Consider the following 17,144-nt stretch of genomic DNA (forward strand, 5'->3'; position numbering starts at 1 on the left):
GCTCTGCGCGGACCACCGCCGGGACGTCCGGCTCCACCCGCGCCGTGACCGGCCGCTCCGCGCCGCGGGCGTCCGCGAGCATCGCCGCGAGGCGCTGGGTACGGGTGGCGGCCGGGGCGGCGCCGCGGCCGAGGAGACCCTGGATGCGCTTGACGCAGGAGCCGCAGTCGGTGCCCGCCTTGCAGGCGGAGGCGATCTGGCGCGGGGTGCAGCGGCCGTCGTCGGCGTGCTGCTTGACCTGCTGCTCGGTGATGCCGAAGCAGGAGCAGACGTACACGCGGTCACCGCCGATCGGGGCTCAGGAGCGCCTCAGGAGCTGAGGTTATCCTTACCTTACCCGGCGCCCCTGATCAGGAAAAGCGCCGAGGGGCGCGGATCGGTGTGATCCGCGCCCCTCTGGACGAAACGGCCGGTAGGGCCGCCGCGCGCTACTGCCCGCGGTACATCTCGGCCACGAGGAAGGCCAGGTCAAGCGACTGGCTGCGGTTGAGCCGCGGGTCGCAGGCCGTCTCGTACCGCTGGTGCAGGTCGTCGACGAAGATCTCGTCGCCCCCGCCGACGCACTCGGTGACGTCGTCACCAGTCAGCTCGACGTGGATGCCGCCCGGGTGCGTACCGAGGGCGTGGTGCACCTCGAAGAAGCCCTTGACCTCGTCGAGCACGTCGTCGAAGCGCCGGGTCTTGTGTCCTGAGGCCGCCTCGAAGGTGTTGCCGTGCATCGGGTCGCAGACCCAGGCGACCTGCGCGCCGGACGCGGTGACCTTCTCCACCAGCGTCGGCAGCTTGTCGCGCACCTTGTCGGCGCCCATCCGCACGATGAAGGTCAGCCGCCCCGGCTCGCGCTCCGGGTCGAGCCGCTCGATGTAGGAGAGCGCCTCCTCCGGGCTGGTGCCCGGACCGAGCTTGATGCCGATCGGGTTGCTGATCCGGGAGGCGAACTCGATGTGCGCGCCGTCGAGCTGCCGGGTCCGCTCGCCGATCCACACCATGTGACCGGAGACGTCGTACAGCCGCCCGGTCCGCGAGTCGGTACGGGTCAGCGCGGTCTCGTAGTCGAGCAGCAGCGCCTCGTGGGAGGCGTAGAACTCGACCGTGCGGAACTCGGCCGGGTCGGTGCCGCAGGCGGCCATGAAGTTCAGCGCCCTGTCGATCTCGCGGGCCAGCGCCTCGTAACGCTGCCCGGACGGCGAGGACTTGACGAAGTCCTGGTTCCAGGCGTGGACCTGGCGCAGGTCGGCGTAACCGCCGGTGGTGAAGGCGCGCACCAGGTTCAGCGTGGACGCGGACGCGTGGTACATCCGCTTGAGCCGCTCGGGGTCCGGGATGCGGGCCTCGGGGGTGAAGTCGAAACCGTTGACCGAGTCGCCGCGGTAGGTCGGCAGGGTCACGCCGTCGCGGGTCTCGGTCGGCTTGGAGCGCGGCTTGCTGTACTGCCCGGCGATCCGGCCGACCTTGACCACCGGCACGGACGCCGCGTAGGTGAGCACCGCTCCCATCTGGAGCAGCGTCTTGAGCTTGTTGCGGATCTGGTCCGCGCCGACGGCGTCGAACGCCTCCGCGCAGTCACCGCCCTGGAGCAGGAACGCCTCGCCCTTGGCCACAGCCGCCAGGCGGGTGCGCAACTGGTCGCACTCCCCCGCGAAGACGAGCGGCGGATACGAGGCGAGGTCGGCGATCACATCGCGCAGAGCCTCGGAGTCGGGCCACTCAGGCTGCTGCGCCGCGGGAAGAGAATGCCAGGTGTTGTCACCGGCGTGGATATCTGCGTTCACGGTCACGGGCCCAACATTACGGGGTCGTGTCGCGTGCTAATGGCCCCGCTCAGGAAGTGAGACGGACCCGCTCGCCACTACCGGTCAAAAACGGAGGCGAAAAGTCCGGTGGGCGACACGGACCCGGTCCACTCCTGTCCCTTCCGTGACTGCTAATGTCTGGCGGCCGGACAGGTCCTCAGGACCTGCCGGGCGGATCGCACGAGCCGTCCAGGAACCGAAGGGGCCGTTCGCGATCCGCCGGACCGGTACCAGGGCCAGTGACCGCCGAACCCCGCGGTCATCAAGGGGAGGGCGCGCGACTCGCGTGCCGGAATAGCCGAGGGCTGCGCGTTGACACGTAGACACCGCCGGAAGAAATCACTGATCGCTTACGGAGCCGCCGCCGTCGTGCTGGCCTCCGTCGCCACATACGGCACCATCGCCATCGCGACACCGTCACCCGGGGGCGGGACGGACGCCAAGGCGGGTGGCTCCGCCACCTCGTTGCAGGACGCCTTCGCGTCCGCGGCGAAGGAGTTCAAGGTCCCGCAGAGCGTGCTGATGGCCGTCTCGTACCAGCAGACGCTGTGGGAAGCGCACAACGGACAGCCGAGCACCACGGGCAACTACAACGTCATGGGCCTCACCCAGGTGAACAGCTCCGACCTGGAGCAGCCGACCGCCGCCGAGGTGACGAACGAGGTCAACCAGAGCGGCGACCCGAGCCGCACCAAGGACTTCGACGCAGCGGCGGCCCGCAGCGCCCCGATCGGCAAGGTCGACACCGCCGACCCGCGGCTGCACACTCTGGACGCGGCGGCGAAGCTGATCGGCACGCCCGCCGCCGACCTGCGCGGTGACCGCGCGGAGAGTGTCCGCGGGGGCGCGGCGCTGCTCGCGCAGTACGAGAAGGACGCCTACGGCTCACTGCCCGCCGACGCCGGACGCTGGTACGCGGCCGTCGCCCGGTACAGCCAGTCGCCGGACGCCGCGGGCGCGAAGCTCTTCGCGGACCGCGTCTTCGGCACCCTGCGCGACGGCGCGAGCACCGTCACAGCGGACGGCCAGCAGGTGTCACTCGCCCCCGCGCCGTCGGTGAAGGCGGTGCCCCTCGCGAAGACGCCGCTGGCAGCTCAGGCGGACGCCACGGCGAACCCGACGCCGGAGTGCCCGGCCTCGCTGGCCTGCGACTACGTGCCCGCCGCATACAAGCAGAACGGCACAGGGGACCCGTCGAAGTACGGCAACTACGACATCGCCAACCGGCAGCCGGACGCGAGCCCCGGCAACGGCAGCCCCGATATCCGCTACATCGTCATCCACGACACCGAGGCCGCGTACGCGTCGGTGCTCAACACCTTCCAGAACCCGGCGACGCTGGCCGGGGCCAACTACGTGATCCGTGCCTCGGACGGCAAGGTCACACAGATGGTGGAGAACAAGAACATCGTCTGGCACGCCGGCAACATGGGCGTCAACCAGCACTCCATCGGCATCGAGCACGAGGGCTATGCCATAAAGAAGGGCTCCTGGTACAGCGAGCCCGAGTACAACTCCTCGGCCACGCTGGTGAAATTCCTCGCCGCGAAGTACCACATCCCGCTGGACCGCGAGCACATCTTCGGCCACGACGAGGTGCCAGGACCGCTCGACTCCTACGTCGCCGGCATGCACTGGGATCCGGGCCCGTACTGGGACTGGAACCACTACATGGCGCTGATCGGCGCCCCCACCGGCGTGGGCAGCGCGGGCGGACCGCTCAAGGTCGGTCAGATCGTCACCATCGTGCCGCCGTTCACCACGGCCAACCAGCCCACGGTCACCTACCAGCCCCCCACCGGGTCGCTGGAGACGTACACGCAGCCCGCCGACTTCGTGTGGCTGCGCACCAGCGCGTCCAGTACGGCGCCGCTGCTCTCGGACCCGTACCTGCGCTCCTCGGGCGCGGGCACCAGCCGAGGTCCGGACTGGGGTGACAAGGCCGTGGCCGGTACGCGCTACGTGGTGGCGGGCACCAGCGGCGACTGGACGGCGATCTGGTACGGCGGGCAGAAGGCCTGGTTCAACAACCCGGGCAATCAGTGGACCGCCCCCGTGAACGGCGGGACCCAGACCTTCCTGACGCCCAAGGGCAGTGCCGCCGTCCCGGTGTACGGGCGCACCTACCCCGACACCGCCGCCTTTTCCGGCACTCCGGTGGAGATCCCGCAAGACACCGACAAGTCGCTCTCGAAGTACTCGATCCCGGCGGGTCAGTCGTACGCCCAGGCCGGACCCGCAGTCGCCGGTGACTTCTACTACGCGAAGAACATCAACGGTGACGCACCCGGCGACCGCACCCTGATCACGAGCAAGACGAAGTCTTTCTATCCGATCCGGTTCAACCACCGGATCGGATATGTCCTCGTCAGTGACGTCCAGCAGCAGACGAGCGCCGCGCCCGACCCGGGCACCACCCGCTACAACCTGCTGGCCCGCGACGCCTCCGGCGGCCTGTACCAGTACCAGGGCACGGGCAACGCGACCGGACCCTTCTACACCAAGTTCAAGGTCGGTCCCGGCTGGCAGATCTTCAACGCGATCACCGCGATGACCGCGCTGCGCGCGGACGGCACCGGTGACCTGGTGGCCCGCGACGCCTCTGGCGTGCTCTGGTACTACCAGGGCAGCGGCAAGCCGTCGGCGCCGTTCAAGGCGCGGCTGAAGACCGGGCCCGGCTGGAACGTCTACAACATGATCATCGGCGCCCGGGACCTCAACGGCGACGGCAAGGCCGACCTGATCGGCCGCGACGCCTCCGGCAACCTCTGGTACTACCAGGGCAGCGGCAACCCGGCGGCGCCCTTCGCCACCAAGGTGAAGATCGGCCCCGGCTGGAACGCGTACAACCTGCTGGTCAGCACGGGTGACATCACCGGGGACGGCAAGGCCGACCTGATCGCCCGCGACGCCTCCGGTGTGCTGTGGCTCTACAAGGGCACGGGTATCGCCACCGGGCCGTACGCGCCCAAGGTCCAGATCGGGCCGGGCTGGAACGCGTACAACACCCTCGTCGGCGCCAGCGACCTCAACGGCGACGGCAAGGGCGACCTGGTGGCCCGGGACTCCGCCGGGAACCTCTGGTACTACCAGGGCCGGGGCACCGCGACCGGCGGGCCGTTCGCCACCAAGGTGAAGATCGGCCCCGGCTGGAACGCGTACAACCTGCTGTTCTGACCGCACGGGTGGCACGGCCCGGTTGTTCGGGCTGTGCCACCCGCGGGCCGTGCGCTAAGGTCGGCGGCATGACCGCGCCGACGATGAAGAACCAGTCGCTGAACCGGAACTGGTGGTGGACCGCTCCTCCGGCGGCCCACTGATCGCGCGCACGACACTTCGCGAAGGCCGCCCCCAGGGGCGGCCTTCGGCGTTTCCCCGCCGGGCCGGCCGCCCCTTCCGAACTCCCCTGGAAGGAACCGCCGTGCACGTCACCCAGCCCACCCCGCACGCCCTCGTCGAGCGCCTGACCGCCCCCGGCTGCCCGCCGTTCGCGCTGCTGCACCGCCGTACGCCCGGCCGCCAGGACGCCGTGGTGGAGGTGCTGCTCGGCCCGGTCGGGTCCGTCGAGCGGCTGGCCGACATCCCGCTGCCGACGGGTGCGCCCGCCGACGGCTCCCCGGCCACCGACGCGCTCGCCCTCGTCCCGTTCCGGCAGATCCGCGAGCGCGGCTTCGACGTCCACGACGACGGCACCCCGCTGACCGTGCTGCGTCCCGACGAGTCGTACGCGTTCCCGCTCGCCGGCCTGCTGGCCGCGCTCCCCGACCGCGAGGTACGCGTCGAGGGCGGCGCCTTCGACGTGGACGACGACACGTACGCGGGCATCGTCGAGCGGGTCATCGAGGACGAGATCGGGCGCGGCGAGGGCGCCAACTTCGTGATCCGCCGTACCTTCCGGGGCACGGTCGCCGACCACGGCCCGGACGCGGCGCTCGCGCTCTTCGCCCGGCTGCTGCGCGGCGAGCGCGGCGCGTACTGGACGTATGTGGTGCACACGCCCGAGCGCACCCTGGTCGGCGCGAGCCCCGAGGTGCACGTACGGATGTCGGGCAGCGCGGTGGTGATGAACCCGATCAGCGGCACCTACCGCTACCCGGCCGAAGGGCCGTCGGCCGAGGGGCTGCTGGCGTTCCTGCACGACCCGAAGGAGGTGGAGGAGCTGACGATGGTCGTGGACGAGGAGCTGAAGATGATGTGCACGGTCGGCGACCTCGGCGGGGTCGTCGTCGGCCCGCGGCTGAAGGAGATGGCCCATCTCGCGCACACCGAGTACGAGTTGCGCGGGCGCTCCACCATGGACGTGCGGGACGTGCTGCGCGAGACGATGTTCGCCGCGACCGTGACCGGCTCACCGGTGCAGAACGCGTGCCGTGTCATCGAGCGCTACGAGCCGGTCGGCCCCGACGGCGCGGGGCGCGGCTACTACGCGGGCGCGCTCGCCCTGCTCGGCCGCGACGCGGGCGGCGCGCAGACGCTGGACTCGCCGATCCTCATCCGCACCGCCGAGATCTCCCCGGCGGGCGAGCTGAAGGTGCCGGTCGGCGCGACGCTCGTCCGGCGCTCCGAGCCGTACGGGGAGGTCGCCGAGACCCACGCCAAGGTCGCCGGGGTGCTCACCGCCCTCGGTGTCCGCCCGGCCCCCGCGGCCCCGGCGGGCGGGGTACGGCCGAGGCTGGCCGACGACATCCGGGTACGGGCGGCGCTCGACGCCCGGCGGGCGCACCTCGCCCCGTTCTGGCTGCGGATGCGGACCGCGCGCACGGACGAGGCGCCGCCGACCGCGCACGCCCTGGTCGTGGACGGCGAGGACACCTTCACCGCGATGCTCGCGCACGTCCTGCGCTCCTCGGGGCTGGCCGTGACGGTACGGCGCTTCGACGAGCCCGGTCTGCGGGAGGCCGCCCTGGACCACCCGGGACCCGTCGTCCTCGGCCCCGGGCCCGGCGACCCGTCCGACACCGCCGACCCCAAGATGCGGCTGCTGCGCGGCCTGGCGGCCGATCTCGTCGCCCGGCACCGGCACGGCATCCTCGGCGTCTGCCTCGGCCACGAGCTGCTCGCCGCCGAACTCGGCCTCGATATCGTCCGCAAGGCGCGTCCCGCGCAGGGCGCCCAGGAGCGGATCGACTTCTTCGGGCGCCCCGAGACCGTCGGCTTCTACAACACCTTCACCGCCCGCTGCGCCTCCGGTTCCGCCGTCGCGGAGGAACTGGCCATGCACCAGGTCGAGTTGAGCCTGGACCCCGCCACCGGGGACGTCCACGCCCTGCGCGGCCCCGGCTTCGCCGGCGTCCAGTTCCACCCCGAGTCCGTCCTGACCCTGAACGGCCCCGCCGTGGTAGCCGAGCTGCTGACCGCGGTGACGGTCGCCTGAAGGAGGTCAGACCGCGAGCGGCTCGGCCTGCGGGGCGAGCCGCTCGGGGGCGCTGGGGGCGCCGGGCGCGCCCATCAGCATGGCGACCGCGTCGAGCATCACGTACTCCTCGGCCGTACCGTCCAGGACCAGGTCCGCGCGGGCGCGGGAGGGCGCCACGTACTCGGCGTGGCGTTCGCGACCGCTGAGGAGGTAGTTGCGCAGCGAGAGACCGGGGTCCTGGCCGAGGACGTCGATCTTGCGGAGGATCTTCCGGGCCAGCCGGATGTCGTCCGGCGTGTCGACGTACACGCGCCAGGTGGCGCGGGTGACGACGGCGGGGAGGGTGAGGGCGAACAGGCCCTCGACGACGACCAGTCGGTACCGCCCGCCGGAGGTCGCGGCGTCGACCGCCGCCGTGACGGCGCCCTCGTCGATGGAACCCGGATGGTTCCAGTCCAGGGTGTCGGCGCCCGAGGCGCTCCGCGTACGTACCCCGCGCACAGGATCGTGCGCGGGGACGTAGAAGTCGTCGAGATGGATGAGACCGACGGTCTCCGGGTCATGCCGCGCCAACGCCTCGGCAAGCGTGGACTTGCCGGATGCGGTGCCGCCTGCGACCGCCAGTAGGGGCACGTGCTGCCCACTCGCCACACCCGTCATACCGGGCGCTCCTCATGTGCTCAATGGGGGGAAAGGAAGCGGCGGGACGGGACAGGTCCGATGCCGGGTGGAGGGAGAATAGGGCGAGGAGATCGCTGGTGACAAGCGGCGTCGGGCAAGCGACGGGCAAAAGAATTTCCGGCTCGGCGGCGGTCTAGCCGAAGAAGACGCCGACCTCCTCGTAGAGCAGCGGATCGACGGTCTTGATACGGGCGGTGGCGTCCGCGATCGGCACCCGGACGATGTCGGTGGCGCGCAGCGCGACCATCTTGCCGAAGTCCCCGTCGCGGACCGCCTCGATGGCGTGCAGGCCGAAGCGGGTGGCGAGCCAGCGGTCGAAGGCGCTGGGGGTGCCGCCGCGCTGGACGTGGCCGAGGACGGTGGTCCTGGCCTCCTTTCCGGTGCGCTTCTCGATCTGTTTGGCCAGCCACTCGCCGATCCCGGAGAGCCGGACGTGGCCGAAGGAGTCCAGGGTGCCGTCCTTGAGGACCATGTCGCCGTCCTTGGGCATGGCGCCCTCGGCGACGACCACGATCGGCGCGTAGCGGATCTTGAAGCGGCTCTCGACCCACGCGCAGACCTGGTCGAGGTCGAAGCGCTGTTCCGGGATGAGGATGACGTTGGCGCCGCCCGCGAGGCCGGAGTGCAGGGCTATCCAGCCCGCGTGCCGTCCCATCACCTCGACGACCAGGACGCGCATGTGGGACTCGGCGGTGGTGTGCAGCCGGTCGATGGCCTCGGTGGCGATGTTGACGGCCGTGTCGAAGCCGAAGGTGTAGTCGGTCGCGGACAGGTCGTTGTCGATGGTCTTGGGGACGCCGACGACCTTGACGCCGTGTTCGTCGTGGAGGGTGGCCGCCACGCCGAGGGTGTCCTCGCCGCCGATCACGATGAGCGCGTCCACGCCCTGTTCGACGAGATTGCGCTGGACGCGCTCCACGCCGCCCTCGACCTTGAGCGGGTTGGTGCGCGAGGACCCGAGTATGGTGCCGCCGCGCGGCAGGATGCCGCGGACGGCCGGGATGTCGAGCGGCACGATGTCCCCTTCGAGGGGACCGCGCCAACCGTCCCGGTAGCCGGTGAATTCGTACCCGTACTCCTGGACGCCTTTACGGACGATGCCGCGAATGACCGCGTTGAGACCTGGGCAGTCACCGCCGCCGGTCAGAACTCCGACCCGCATGGACTCTTCCCTTCGTCGCAAGCCAGCTGTGCCGGATGTGACAAACACCGGCCAAGCTAGCGTGACTTGGGTCACATGTCGCCGTCCAGGTCGCCGTCAAGACCGGCCTCGATCGCGTATCGGACAAGCTCGACGCGATTGTGGAGCTGGAGTTTGCCGAGGGTGTTCTGCACGTGGTTCTGCACGGTCCGGTGCGAGATGACCAGACGCTGCGCGATCTGCTTGTAGCTCAGGCCCTTGGCGACCAGCCGCAGCACCTCGGTCTCGCGCTCGGTGAGCCGGGGCGCGGCGGGTTCGCCGGTCGTGGCGGGCGGCGGCACGGTCGCCAGCCTGCGGTACTCGCCGAGTACGAGTCCGGCCAGGCCCGGCGTGAACACCGGGTCGCCGACGGCGGTCCTGCGGACCGCGTCGACCAGTTCGTCGCGGCCCGCGGACTTCAGCAGATAGCCGGTGGCACCGGACTTGACCGCTTCCAGGACGTCCTCGTGCTCGCCGCTGGCGGACAGCACCAGGACGCGTACGGCGGGGTCGTCCGACATGACCTGCTTGCACACCTGCACGCCCGAGGCGCCGGGCAGGTTGAGGTCGAGGACGATCACCTGCGGGCGGGCGGCGCGCGCCCGCCTGATCGCCTCGGGACCGTCGCCCGCGGTGGCCACCACCGTGAAGCCGGAGTCGGACAGGTCGCGGGCCACGGCGTCGCGCCACATGGGGTGGTCGTCGACGACCATCACCGTCACGGACTGATCGGTCATGCGGTCCTGCTTCCCTCTGTCTCGCTGAGCACGGGCACGGGCACGGCCCGGGATACGGGGTCAGCGCCGGATACGGGCGCGGATTCGGATACGGGCGCGGATTCGGTGTCCTCCGGCTCGGACACGGGCGCGGCGGCGGTGTCCTTCGACGGCCCCCTGGGCAGCCGGAGTTCGACCTCCGTGCCCTGGCCCGGCACCGACTCCACCACGGCGGTGCCGCCGAGGTCCCGCAGCCGGCCGCGGATCGACTGGGCGACACCGAGCCGCCCCTCGTCCGCCGCCGCGGCCAGCCGCCCCTCGCAGATGCCGGGGCCGTCGTCCCGCACGCTGACCAGCACCGCGTCCGGCTCGTCCTCCACCAGAATCCAGGCGTGCGCGCCGTCGCCGGCGTGCTTGCGCACATTGTCCAGCGCCGCGCCCACGGCGGCGGTCAGTTCGGCCGCCGCGTCCGGTGCGAGCAGGACGGGCGTGCCGGGCGCGGACAGCGTGACGCTCGCCGAGGCGTACGGCGTGAGGAGCGTGGTGAGGTCGTGCGGACCCGACGTCAGGGCGTCACCGGCGTCGCGCGCCTCGGGCAGCGGGCCGCCGGTGATCAGCGTGCGCAGCGCGGCCTCCTGCTCGCCCGCCATCCGGCCCAGTTCCGCGGCCTCTCCCCCGGCCTGGTTGCCGCGCCGCTGCACCATGGCGAGCACCTGGAGCACCCCGTCGTGGATGTCACGGGCCAGCCGCTCCCGCTCCCGGGTGGCGGCCTCGATCTGGAGGGCGCGGGCCAGGGTGCGCTCGCTGGCCCGCGCGACCTCGACCACGTAGCCGATGGCGATGCTCGCCACCCAGATCAGCACGACATTGTGCAGGGTGTCGCGGCCGGGTGAGCCGCGCTCGATCAGGTCCGCGGCGGCGACCAGCGTGGAGGCGACCGCGGCCCACCGCCAGCCGCCCTTGACGGCGAAGGCCAGCACCGAGCCCGCGGTCCATATCGACGGCAGCGTGAAGGAGCCCGAGTCGATCCTGGCCTGGGTGTCGACCACGGCGGTGAGCAGGATGCCGGTGATGGCGACCGTGAGGTCGATGGTCAGGAAGCGCTTGGTGCAGCGCTCGGCCGACATCACGCGGCCGAGCGTGGACAGCGTCCACACCGCGAGCACCAGCATGTACGCACCGGCGCCGAGCGGGTGCAGCAGGTCGTTGTACGCGTAGACGTACAGCGACAGCGCGTAACCGAGGGTCAGGACACGGTAGGCGACCAGCGCGCGCCACAGCGGCTGTTCGACGGACATCCTCATGCCGGGTCCCCTCCCCCGCGGCCGGTCACTGGCCTGCGGGCTGCTCCTGCTTTATGTCGCCGGGGTCGCCCTCGCCGGTTCCCCCGTCCCCGGTTCCCTCGCTCCCGGTGCCGGATTCCCCGTCCGTGCCGGATTCCCCGTCCGTGCCGGAGTCGCGGCCCGCGGCCTTCTCCAGTTCGGCGGCGCGCTTGGCGGCCTCGGCGATCTGGCGCTTGGCGGCGGTGGCGTAGATGTCCACGTACTCCTGGCCGGACAGCTTCATGATCTCGTACATCACCTCGTCGGTGACCGAGCGCAGAATGAAGCGGTCGCCCTCCATGCCGTGGTAGCGGCTGAAGTCCAGCGGCTTGCCGATCCGGATGCCGGGGCGGATGGAGAGCTTGGGCATCACCTGGCCGACCGGCTGCACCTTCTCGGTGTCGATCATCGCGACCGGGATCACCGGGGCGCCGCTGGCCAGCGCCACCCGGGCGAGTCCGCCGGGTTTGCCGCGGTACAGGCGGCCGTCGGGCGAGCGGGTGCCCTCGGGGTAGATGCCGAAGAGCTCACCGCGCTCCAGCACCGCGATGCCGCTCTTGACCGCGGCCTCGCCCGCGCCGCGCGCGCCCGAGCGGTCCACCGGGAGCTGTCCGACGCCCTTGAAGAAGGCGGCCGTCAGCTTCCCCTTGACTCCGGGGGAGGTGAAGTACTCGGCCTTCGCGATGAAGGTGACCTTGCGGTCCAGCATCGCGGGCAGGAAGAAGGAGTCCGAGAAGGACAAGTGGTTGCTCGCCAGGATCGCCGGCCCTTCCCTGGGGATGTTCTCCAGGCCCTCCACCCAGGGGCGGAAGGCAGCCTTGAGCGGCGAGCCGATGGCGATCTTCATCGCACCGTAGAACAACCGAGGACCTCCTGTAGCCGACGGGAAGACCTTAACGCCAGTCGGGCGCGGTCTCTCCCCACGCGCCCCGGCACCGTGGCCACGTCATGACGACGTCAAGACGGCACCATGGCCGCCGGGCCACGGCCGCCGCGGCCACCGACGGGGCTTACCGCTTGGTATCCGGTCCGCGTACGCTGAACCTTCTACCGTCGTGTACCCGCGATCGCGCCCCCGAACAGGAGACCCACGGTGCCGCTCATGCCCGGAGCCGAGCCGTACCGCCATGACGGCGGCGAGATCGGCGTCCTGATCTGTCACGGATTCACCGGTACACCGCAGTCCATGCGTCCCTGGGGCGAATATCTGGCCGCCCGCGGGCTGACCGTCTCCGTCCCCCTGCTGCCCGGCCACGGCACCCGCTGGCAGGACATGCAGGTCACCGGCTGGCAGGACTGGTACGCCGAGGTCGACCGCGAGCTGCGGTCGCTGTCCGCCCGCTGCTCACGGGTCTTCGTCTGCGGTCTGTCGATGGGCGGCACGCTGACGCTGCGGCTGGCCGAGCGGCACGGCGCCGCGATCAGCGGGATCGTGCTGGTGAACCCGTCGGTGAAGGCGGACAGCCTCCAGCTCAAGGCGGTGCCCGTGCTGCGGCACCTGGTGCCGTCGGTGCCCGGTATCGCCAGCGACATCGCCCGTGAGGGCGGCGCCGAGCTCGGCTACGACCGGACGCCGCTGCACGCCGTGCACTCGCTCAGCAAGTTCTGGCCCGTCGTGCACGCCGGGCTGCCGCAGGTCACCCAGCCGCTGCTGCTCCTGCACAGCAGGGTCGACCATGTAGTGCACCCGTCGAATTCGGCGGTGGTGCTCAGCAAGGTCTCCTCGACCGATGTCACCGAGCGGGTGCTGGAGCGCAGTTTCCACGTGGCCACGCTCGACCACGACGCCGAGCAGATCTTCACGGAGTCGTACGACTTCATCCAGCGGCTGTCCCGGCCGGGCGGGGAGCCCTCAGGGGACCTCGCCGAGGGCGGCGCGGCCGACGAAGCGGTAAAGGGGGGTACGGCCGGTGGCTGACCGCGAGGACGAGGGCACCGCACCGCAGGAGGAGCCGGCCCGTCCGCCGCTCGACGAGGACGCGGCGTGGGCCGCGCTGATCGCCGGCTACGACGACGAGCCCGAGCCGGGGTCGGTGGCGTGGCCCGACTCGGAGAACGTCACGGAGACGGCCTCGGGGCCCACCACGTCGGGCACCGGCCGGGGACCGGGCGGCCGGTCCGCGGACGGCTCGGGGGACCGGTCGGAGAACGCTTCGGGGGACGGCTCGGCGGACGCCTCGGGGGACGGCTCGGCGGACGACGAGAAGGACGACGAGGGCGAGGCCGAGCCCGACGCGACGGCGGGCGCCGCGCATCCCGCGCTGCCCGGCTCCAGCCGCAGCATCGTCGTGCACCCGGTCATCCAGGGCCCGCGCGACTATGAACTGGCCGACGACGACGAGGACGCGCATTACGTGCCGCCCGAGCCGCCGCCGCTGCCCGACGCGGACGTCACCACGAAATTCGCCTGGATCGCGGTCCTGGGCGGACCGCTGCTCATGCTGGGCTTCGTCCTCTTCCAGGTCGAACTCACCTGGTGGGCCATCCTCTTGGGCGTCGGCGGCTTCCTCGGCGGCTTCACGACGCTGGTCGCGCGGATGCGCACGGGAGAGGACGACGACGACCTGCCGGGCGGCGGGGCCGTCGTCTGAGGCCCCGCGTCCCTGCGGAGGAGCGGCGGCGGCCCTAACCCGCCGCTTCCACCTCGGCTTGCACTTCGGCCTCGGCCTCGGCCCCGGCCCGCGCGTCCGCCTCGGCCTCCGCTCCCGCTCCCGCTTCCGCCTCCATCGCGGTGGCGGGTACGCGGAGCGCGGCGAGCACCGGCATGTGATCGGTGGCCGCGTACAGATCGGCCTCGTTGACTCCGGGCAGGCCCAACGGGACCCCGCAGCCCAGCACCTCGATGCCCGGTGTGCTGAAGACGGCGTCGATCCGCTGGAACGGCGCCCGGTGGTTGGTGATCCCGGAGCCCCACGGGGCGGTGGCGAAGCCGTCCTGGAGGACGTCGGCGATCCGGGAGAAGCCGGGGCGGTCCGGCGGCTCGTTGAAGTCGCCGCCCAGCACCGCGTACGGCTCGCCCATCGCGGCCACCCGGTCCAGTACGTACCCGGCCTGCTCGTACCGCTCGGCGGGCGACAGGCTCAGGTGGGTGGAGACGGCGGCCAGCCGCGCGCCGCCGATCCTGAGCACGGCGGTCGCGAACCCCCGCTGGTGCAGCGGGGGCCGGTGCGGCATGAGCGGATCCTCGACCCGCTCCACATGCGCGCGGAGCGAGGAAAGGATCATCGGGCCCGCGGCGGTCGCCCCGCCGGTCACGTACACCAGGCCGGACGCACGGGCGAGGCGGGCCGCGGCCTTACGCCATCGGAAGAACCGCGGCGCCTCTTGGACGAGGACGAGATCGGGGGCGCAGGCCCGGATCACCCGGGCCAGCGCCGCCGTGTCGTCCCGCATGGAACGGATGTTGTAACTGAGCACGCGGACGACCGCCGAGCCCCCCGGCTCGGTGGCGGAACTCGGCAGATCCTCCACTGTCATCGTGTCAGCCCTGTCGTGCCAGGTCGGCCGCGCCCACCAGCCCCGCCTTGCCGCCGAGTTGGGCGGCCAGCACCTGCGCGTGCGGACGCCACTCCCCGCCGATCAGCCAGCGCCGGAAGGACTTGCGGATCGGGTCGAGGACCAGTTCGCCCTCGTCCGACACACCGCCTCCGACGATGAACGCCGACGGGTCGAAGAGCGAGGCCAGGTCGGCCAGGCCGGCGCCCGCCCAACGGGCCAGCTCGCGGAAGGAGTCGACGGCGACCGGGTCGCCCTGGCGGGCGGCGGCGCTGATGTGCCTGCCCTCGATGCCGTCCACCGTGCCGTCGCCGAGGGCGAGCAGCACTTCCGCGTTCTCCGGGGTCGCGTTGGCCCGCTGCTTCGCGTACCTGACCAGCGCGCGCCCGGACGCGTACTGCTCCCAGCAGCCCTGACTGCCGCAACCGCACAGCAGCCCGTCGGGCACGACCCGGATGTGACCGAACTCGGCCGCGACGCCGAACCGGCCGCGCCGCAGCTTGTTGCCGATGATGATGCCGCCGCCGAGACCCGTTCCGAGCGTGATGCAGATCACATCGGAATGGCCCTGCCCGGCACCGAACCGGTACTCGCCCCAGGCCGCCGCGTTGGCGTCGTTCTCCACGACCACGGGGAGCCCGACACGCTGCTCGACCTTGTCCTTCAGTGCCTCGTGCCGCCAGTTGATATTGGGGGCGAAGAGGACGGTGGCGCGCTTGTCGTCGACATAGCCGGCGGCGCCGATGCCGACGGCTTCGATCTGGTGACCGGTGCTGACCTGGCGTACCGCCTCCACGATCGCGTCCACGACGCCTTCGGGAGTCGGCGGCGTCGGCACCTTGACGGTCTCGAGAATCGAGCCTTCCTCGTCGACCACGCCGGCCGCGATCTTGGTGCCGCCGATGTCGACGCCGATGGTGAGTCCCATGTGTCCCTCAGTTTTCGGTCGATCCCCGCTTAGGAGAACCGTACCGGAGGGGAGGTCAATCGAGGTCGATGTGTTCAGTCGGTGAACTCGGAGCGCGGTCCTCGCCCGTCCACCGGGTCTCGTGTTGGGCCACCGCAGAGCGGTATGCGGCGAGCAGTTCGGCTCCCGCGGCCGTCAGATGGTCGAAGACATCCGGATTACGGTCCTTGATGGGTTCGACAACTGAACGCACCTGGGACATGACGCCCTGGGCGGCCATCTGTACCGCGGGGTTCCGCAGCGCCCCCAGTCTGTCCGTGACGGCCTCGCCGAACGCCTCCGCGAGGCGGCGCAGCTCCTCCCCCGCGCTGCCGACTCCCTGCCCCGCCTGTTCGCGCCGTCTGGCGTGCTCGGCCGCGATGTCCTCGGCGCTGGCCTTCGCCCAGGCGTCGGCGTCGGGACGTTCCGTGGATTCGCTCATGATCGGCTCCAAAAGGGGCGCTCCGGGCTGATTGCGTCGGCTCACTCGACGGTACCCGACCGGCCGACGGGACAGCGGGTGCCGGCGGCAGGGAGCCGGGGAGCGGGGGGGCAGGAGCAGGGGGGCGACCGCTCAGTTCGGCCAGAGCGCCGGGTCCGGCGTGAACCGTACGCGCAGCACGCCGTCCCGCAGCGCGGCGCCGGAGACCGTACAGCGGCGCAGGGCGGACGGCAGCGGCACGATCCGCCGGAAGCCGCCCGCGTCCAGGACGAGTTCGTCGCCGCGGCGGACCAGGTCGAGTCCTTCGCGGCTCGCGCCGGGCAGGGGCAGCGACCACACGAAGTGGCCCTCGGCCGCGAGCCGGTCGTCGACGGTCCAGGGGTCGGCGGCCCGGCCGCCTGAGAGCACGGCTTGAGGAGAGCTGGTGTCCGTCGCGAGGGCGGCGAGCTCCGCCGCGCCGTGCGGTTCCGCGCCCAGGTGCGGCAGTTCGCGCAGCGCCACCGCGTCGGCCGCGCAGGTCTCGGCCATCGTCTTGAGCCGGTCCTGCTGGCGGGCGCCGAGCCCGGCGAGGAAGGGGTCGGCGGAGCCTGCGGGCAGCAGACGGTTGGCGACCACGGCTTCGAGGCGGTGGCCGAACAGGGCGAGTCCGGTACGGGCGTCGCGCAGCACGCGCTCGGCGTGCGGCCCCGGCTCCACGACGACCGCCACGGTCGTCCCGGTGTCCTCGATCACCGACTGCACGGCGGACAGCTCGCGGTCGGCGCGGGCGGCGGCCTCGTACGCCCACTCGGCGGGCATCGGCACCCCGGCGAGCTGGGCGAGCACCGGGCGCAGCGCGCGGGCCGCCTGCCGGTCGGCGGGCAGCAACCGCCGCAGGTAGCGCCGTAGTTGTTCCGGCAGGGCGAGCAGCGCGACGGCCTCGCGCACGGGCGGCAGGTCGACGACGACCAGGTCCCACGGCGGCCGGTCGTCGTGGCCGACGGTGTGCACGTCGCGCAGCGCCCGCAGCAGGGCGAGCGCGCCGGCGCCGGGGACCTCGGTCAGTTCCTCGGGGTCGAGGGGGGCCGCGCCGAGCATGTCGAGCAGGGTGCCGATCCGCTGCTGGAGGTCGAGGGTGGCGGCCCGGAAGGAGGCGGCGGTGTCGACGGCCGCGACCCGCAGTTCCGGCACGCCGTCCACCGCGCTGGGGCGGCCGAGCGCGGGTGATCCGGAC

At 71.8% G+C, this 17,144-nt stretch carries 15 protein-coding genes; 4 read left to right on the forward strand and 11 right to left on the reverse strand.

The window, feature by feature from the left end; translation table 11 throughout:
- Positions 1 to 277 (reverse strand): (2Fe-2S)-binding protein (locus BGM09_RS39045; protein ID WP_317452987.1); only part of this gene is annotated, 277 nt, incomplete at its 3' end.
- Positions 278 to 428: 151 nt separating this feature from the next.
- A complete protein-coding gene (locus BGM09_RS33215; protein ID WP_188285453.1) occupies positions 429 to 1,778 on the reverse strand; it encodes a class II 3-deoxy-7-phosphoheptulonate synthase in 1,350 nt (449 codons plus the stop codon).
- A gap of 384 nt (positions 1,779 to 2,162) precedes the next feature.
- Between BGM09_RS33215 and BGM09_RS33220 the strand changes: the two genes are divergently transcribed.
- On the forward strand, positions 2,163 to 4,970 hold the full coding sequence (locus tag BGM09_RS33220; protein ID WP_317452988.1) for an N-acetylmuramoyl-L-alanine amidase: 2,808 nt from the start codon (positions 2,163 to 2,165) through the stop codon (positions 4,968 to 4,970).
- A gap of 244 nt (positions 4,971 to 5,214) precedes the next feature.
- Entirely contained in the window at positions 5,215 to 7,167 is a 1,953-nt protein-coding gene (locus BGM09_RS33225) for an anthranilate synthase family protein (RefSeq protein ID WP_188285454.1), read from the forward strand.
- A gap of 6 nt (positions 7,168 to 7,173) precedes the next feature.
- Here the strand turns inward: BGM09_RS33225 and BGM09_RS33230 are convergent, their stop codons facing one another.
- From BGM09_RS33230 to BGM09_RS33250, 5 genes are all read right to left on the reverse strand, one after another.
- Positions 7,174 to 7,809, reverse strand: a complete 636-nt coding sequence (locus tag BGM09_RS33230; RefSeq protein WP_188285455.1) for a uridine kinase — start codon at positions 7,807 to 7,809, stop codon at positions 7,174 to 7,176.
- Positions 7,810 to 7,963: 154 nt separating this feature from the next.
- On the reverse strand, positions 7,964 to 8,992 hold the full coding sequence (locus tag BGM09_RS33235; RefSeq protein ID WP_188285456.1) for a 6-phosphofructokinase: 1,029 nt from the start codon (positions 8,990 to 8,992) through the stop codon (positions 7,964 to 7,966).
- 71 nt (positions 8,993 to 9,063) lie between these two features.
- Positions 9,064 to 9,747 (reverse strand): response regulator, encoded by a 684-nt coding sequence (locus BGM09_RS33240; RefSeq protein WP_188285457.1) that lies wholly within the window; start codon positions 9,745 to 9,747, stop codon positions 9,064 to 9,066.
- Entirely contained in the window at positions 9,744 to 11,030 is a 1,287-nt protein-coding gene (macS, locus tag BGM09_RS33245) for a MacS family sensor histidine kinase (protein WP_411158395.1), read from the reverse strand. Before macS ends, BGM09_RS33240 begins: the two co-directional genes overlap by 4 nt.
- A 25-nt stretch (positions 11,031 to 11,055) precedes the next feature.
- The gene (locus tag BGM09_RS33250) at positions 11,056 to 11,895 is read right to left on the reverse strand and encodes a lysophospholipid acyltransferase family protein (protein ID WP_223187952.1); all 840 of its coding nucleotides are present in this window, start codon (positions 11,893 to 11,895) and stop codon (positions 11,056 to 11,058) included.
- A gap of 246 nt (positions 11,896 to 12,141) precedes the next feature.
- On the opposite strand from BGM09_RS33250, the gene BGM09_RS33255 reads away from it, so the two are divergent.
- On the forward strand, positions 12,142 to 12,966 hold the full coding sequence (locus BGM09_RS33255) for an alpha/beta hydrolase (RefSeq protein WP_188285458.1): 825 nt from the start codon (positions 12,142 to 12,144) through the stop codon (positions 12,964 to 12,966).
- Entirely contained in the window at positions 12,959 to 13,639 is a 681-nt protein-coding gene (locus BGM09_RS33260; protein WP_188285459.1) for a hypothetical protein, read from the forward strand. Before BGM09_RS33255 ends, BGM09_RS33260 begins: the two co-directional genes overlap by 8 nt.
- Positions 13,640 to 13,673: 34 nt before the next feature.
- Here the strand turns inward: BGM09_RS33260 and BGM09_RS33265 are convergent, their stop codons facing one another.
- The 4 genes from BGM09_RS33265 to BGM09_RS33280 form a co-directional block, all read right to left on the reverse strand.
- Positions 13,674 to 14,525 carry an endonuclease/exonuclease/phosphatase family protein gene (locus BGM09_RS33265; RefSeq protein WP_188285460.1) on the reverse strand — a complete coding sequence of 284 codons (852 nt, stop codon included), beginning with the start codon at positions 14,523 to 14,525 and terminating at the stop codon, positions 13,674 to 13,676.
- Positions 14,526 to 14,529: 4 nt separating this feature from the next.
- Positions 14,530 to 15,471 (reverse strand): ROK family glucokinase, encoded by a 942-nt coding sequence (locus tag BGM09_RS33270; protein WP_188285461.1) that lies wholly within the window; start codon positions 15,469 to 15,471, stop codon positions 14,530 to 14,532.
- Positions 15,472 to 15,526: 55 nt separating this feature from the next.
- Positions 15,527 to 15,931 (reverse strand): DUF5304 family protein, encoded by a 405-nt coding sequence (locus BGM09_RS33275; RefSeq protein WP_188285462.1) that lies wholly within the window; start codon positions 15,929 to 15,931, stop codon positions 15,527 to 15,529.
- A gap of 132 nt (positions 15,932 to 16,063) precedes the next feature.
- On the reverse strand, positions 16,064 to 17,144 hold a 1,081-nt coding region (locus BGM09_RS33280; protein ID WP_188285463.1), incomplete at its 5' end, for an ArsA family ATPase.

It is taken from the genome of Streptomyces sp. CBMA29, from assembly GCF_014596445.1.
GTDB lineage: Bacteria > Actinomycetota > Actinomycetes > Streptomycetales > Streptomycetaceae > Actinacidiphila.

Bases quoted from the DNA above. Each gene is read 5' to 3' on its own strand.
- BGM09_RS33230 (WP_188285455.1), bottom strand. From the start codon at position 7,809: ATGACGGGTGTGGCGAGTGGGCAGCACGTGCCCCTACTGGCGGTCGCA.
- BGM09_RS33235 (WP_188285456.1), bottom strand. From the start codon at position 8,992: ATGCGGGTCGGAGTTCTGACCGGCGGCGGTGACTGCCCAGGTCTCAAC.
- BGM09_RS33240 (WP_188285457.1), bottom strand. From the start codon at position 9,747: ATGACCGATCAGTCCGTGACGGTGATGGTCGTCGACGACCACCCCATG.
- macS (WP_411158395.1), bottom strand. From the start codon at position 11,030: ATGAGGATGTCCGTCGAACAGCCGCTGTGGCGCGCGCTGGTCGCCTAC.
- BGM09_RS33250 (WP_223187952.1), bottom strand. From the start codon at position 11,895: ATGAAGATCGCCATCGGCTCGCCGCTCAAGGCTGCCTTCCGCCCCTGG.
- BGM09_RS33265 (WP_188285460.1), bottom strand. From the start codon at position 14,525: ATGACAGTGGAGGATCTGCCGAGTTCCGCCACCGAGCCGGGGGGCTCG.
- BGM09_RS33270 (WP_188285461.1), bottom strand. From the start codon at position 15,471: ATGGGACTCACCATCGGCGTCGACATCGGCGGCACCAAGATCGCGGCC.
- BGM09_RS33275 (WP_188285462.1), bottom strand. From the start codon at position 15,931: ATGAGCGAATCCACGGAACGTCCCGACGCCGACGCCTGGGCGAAGGCC.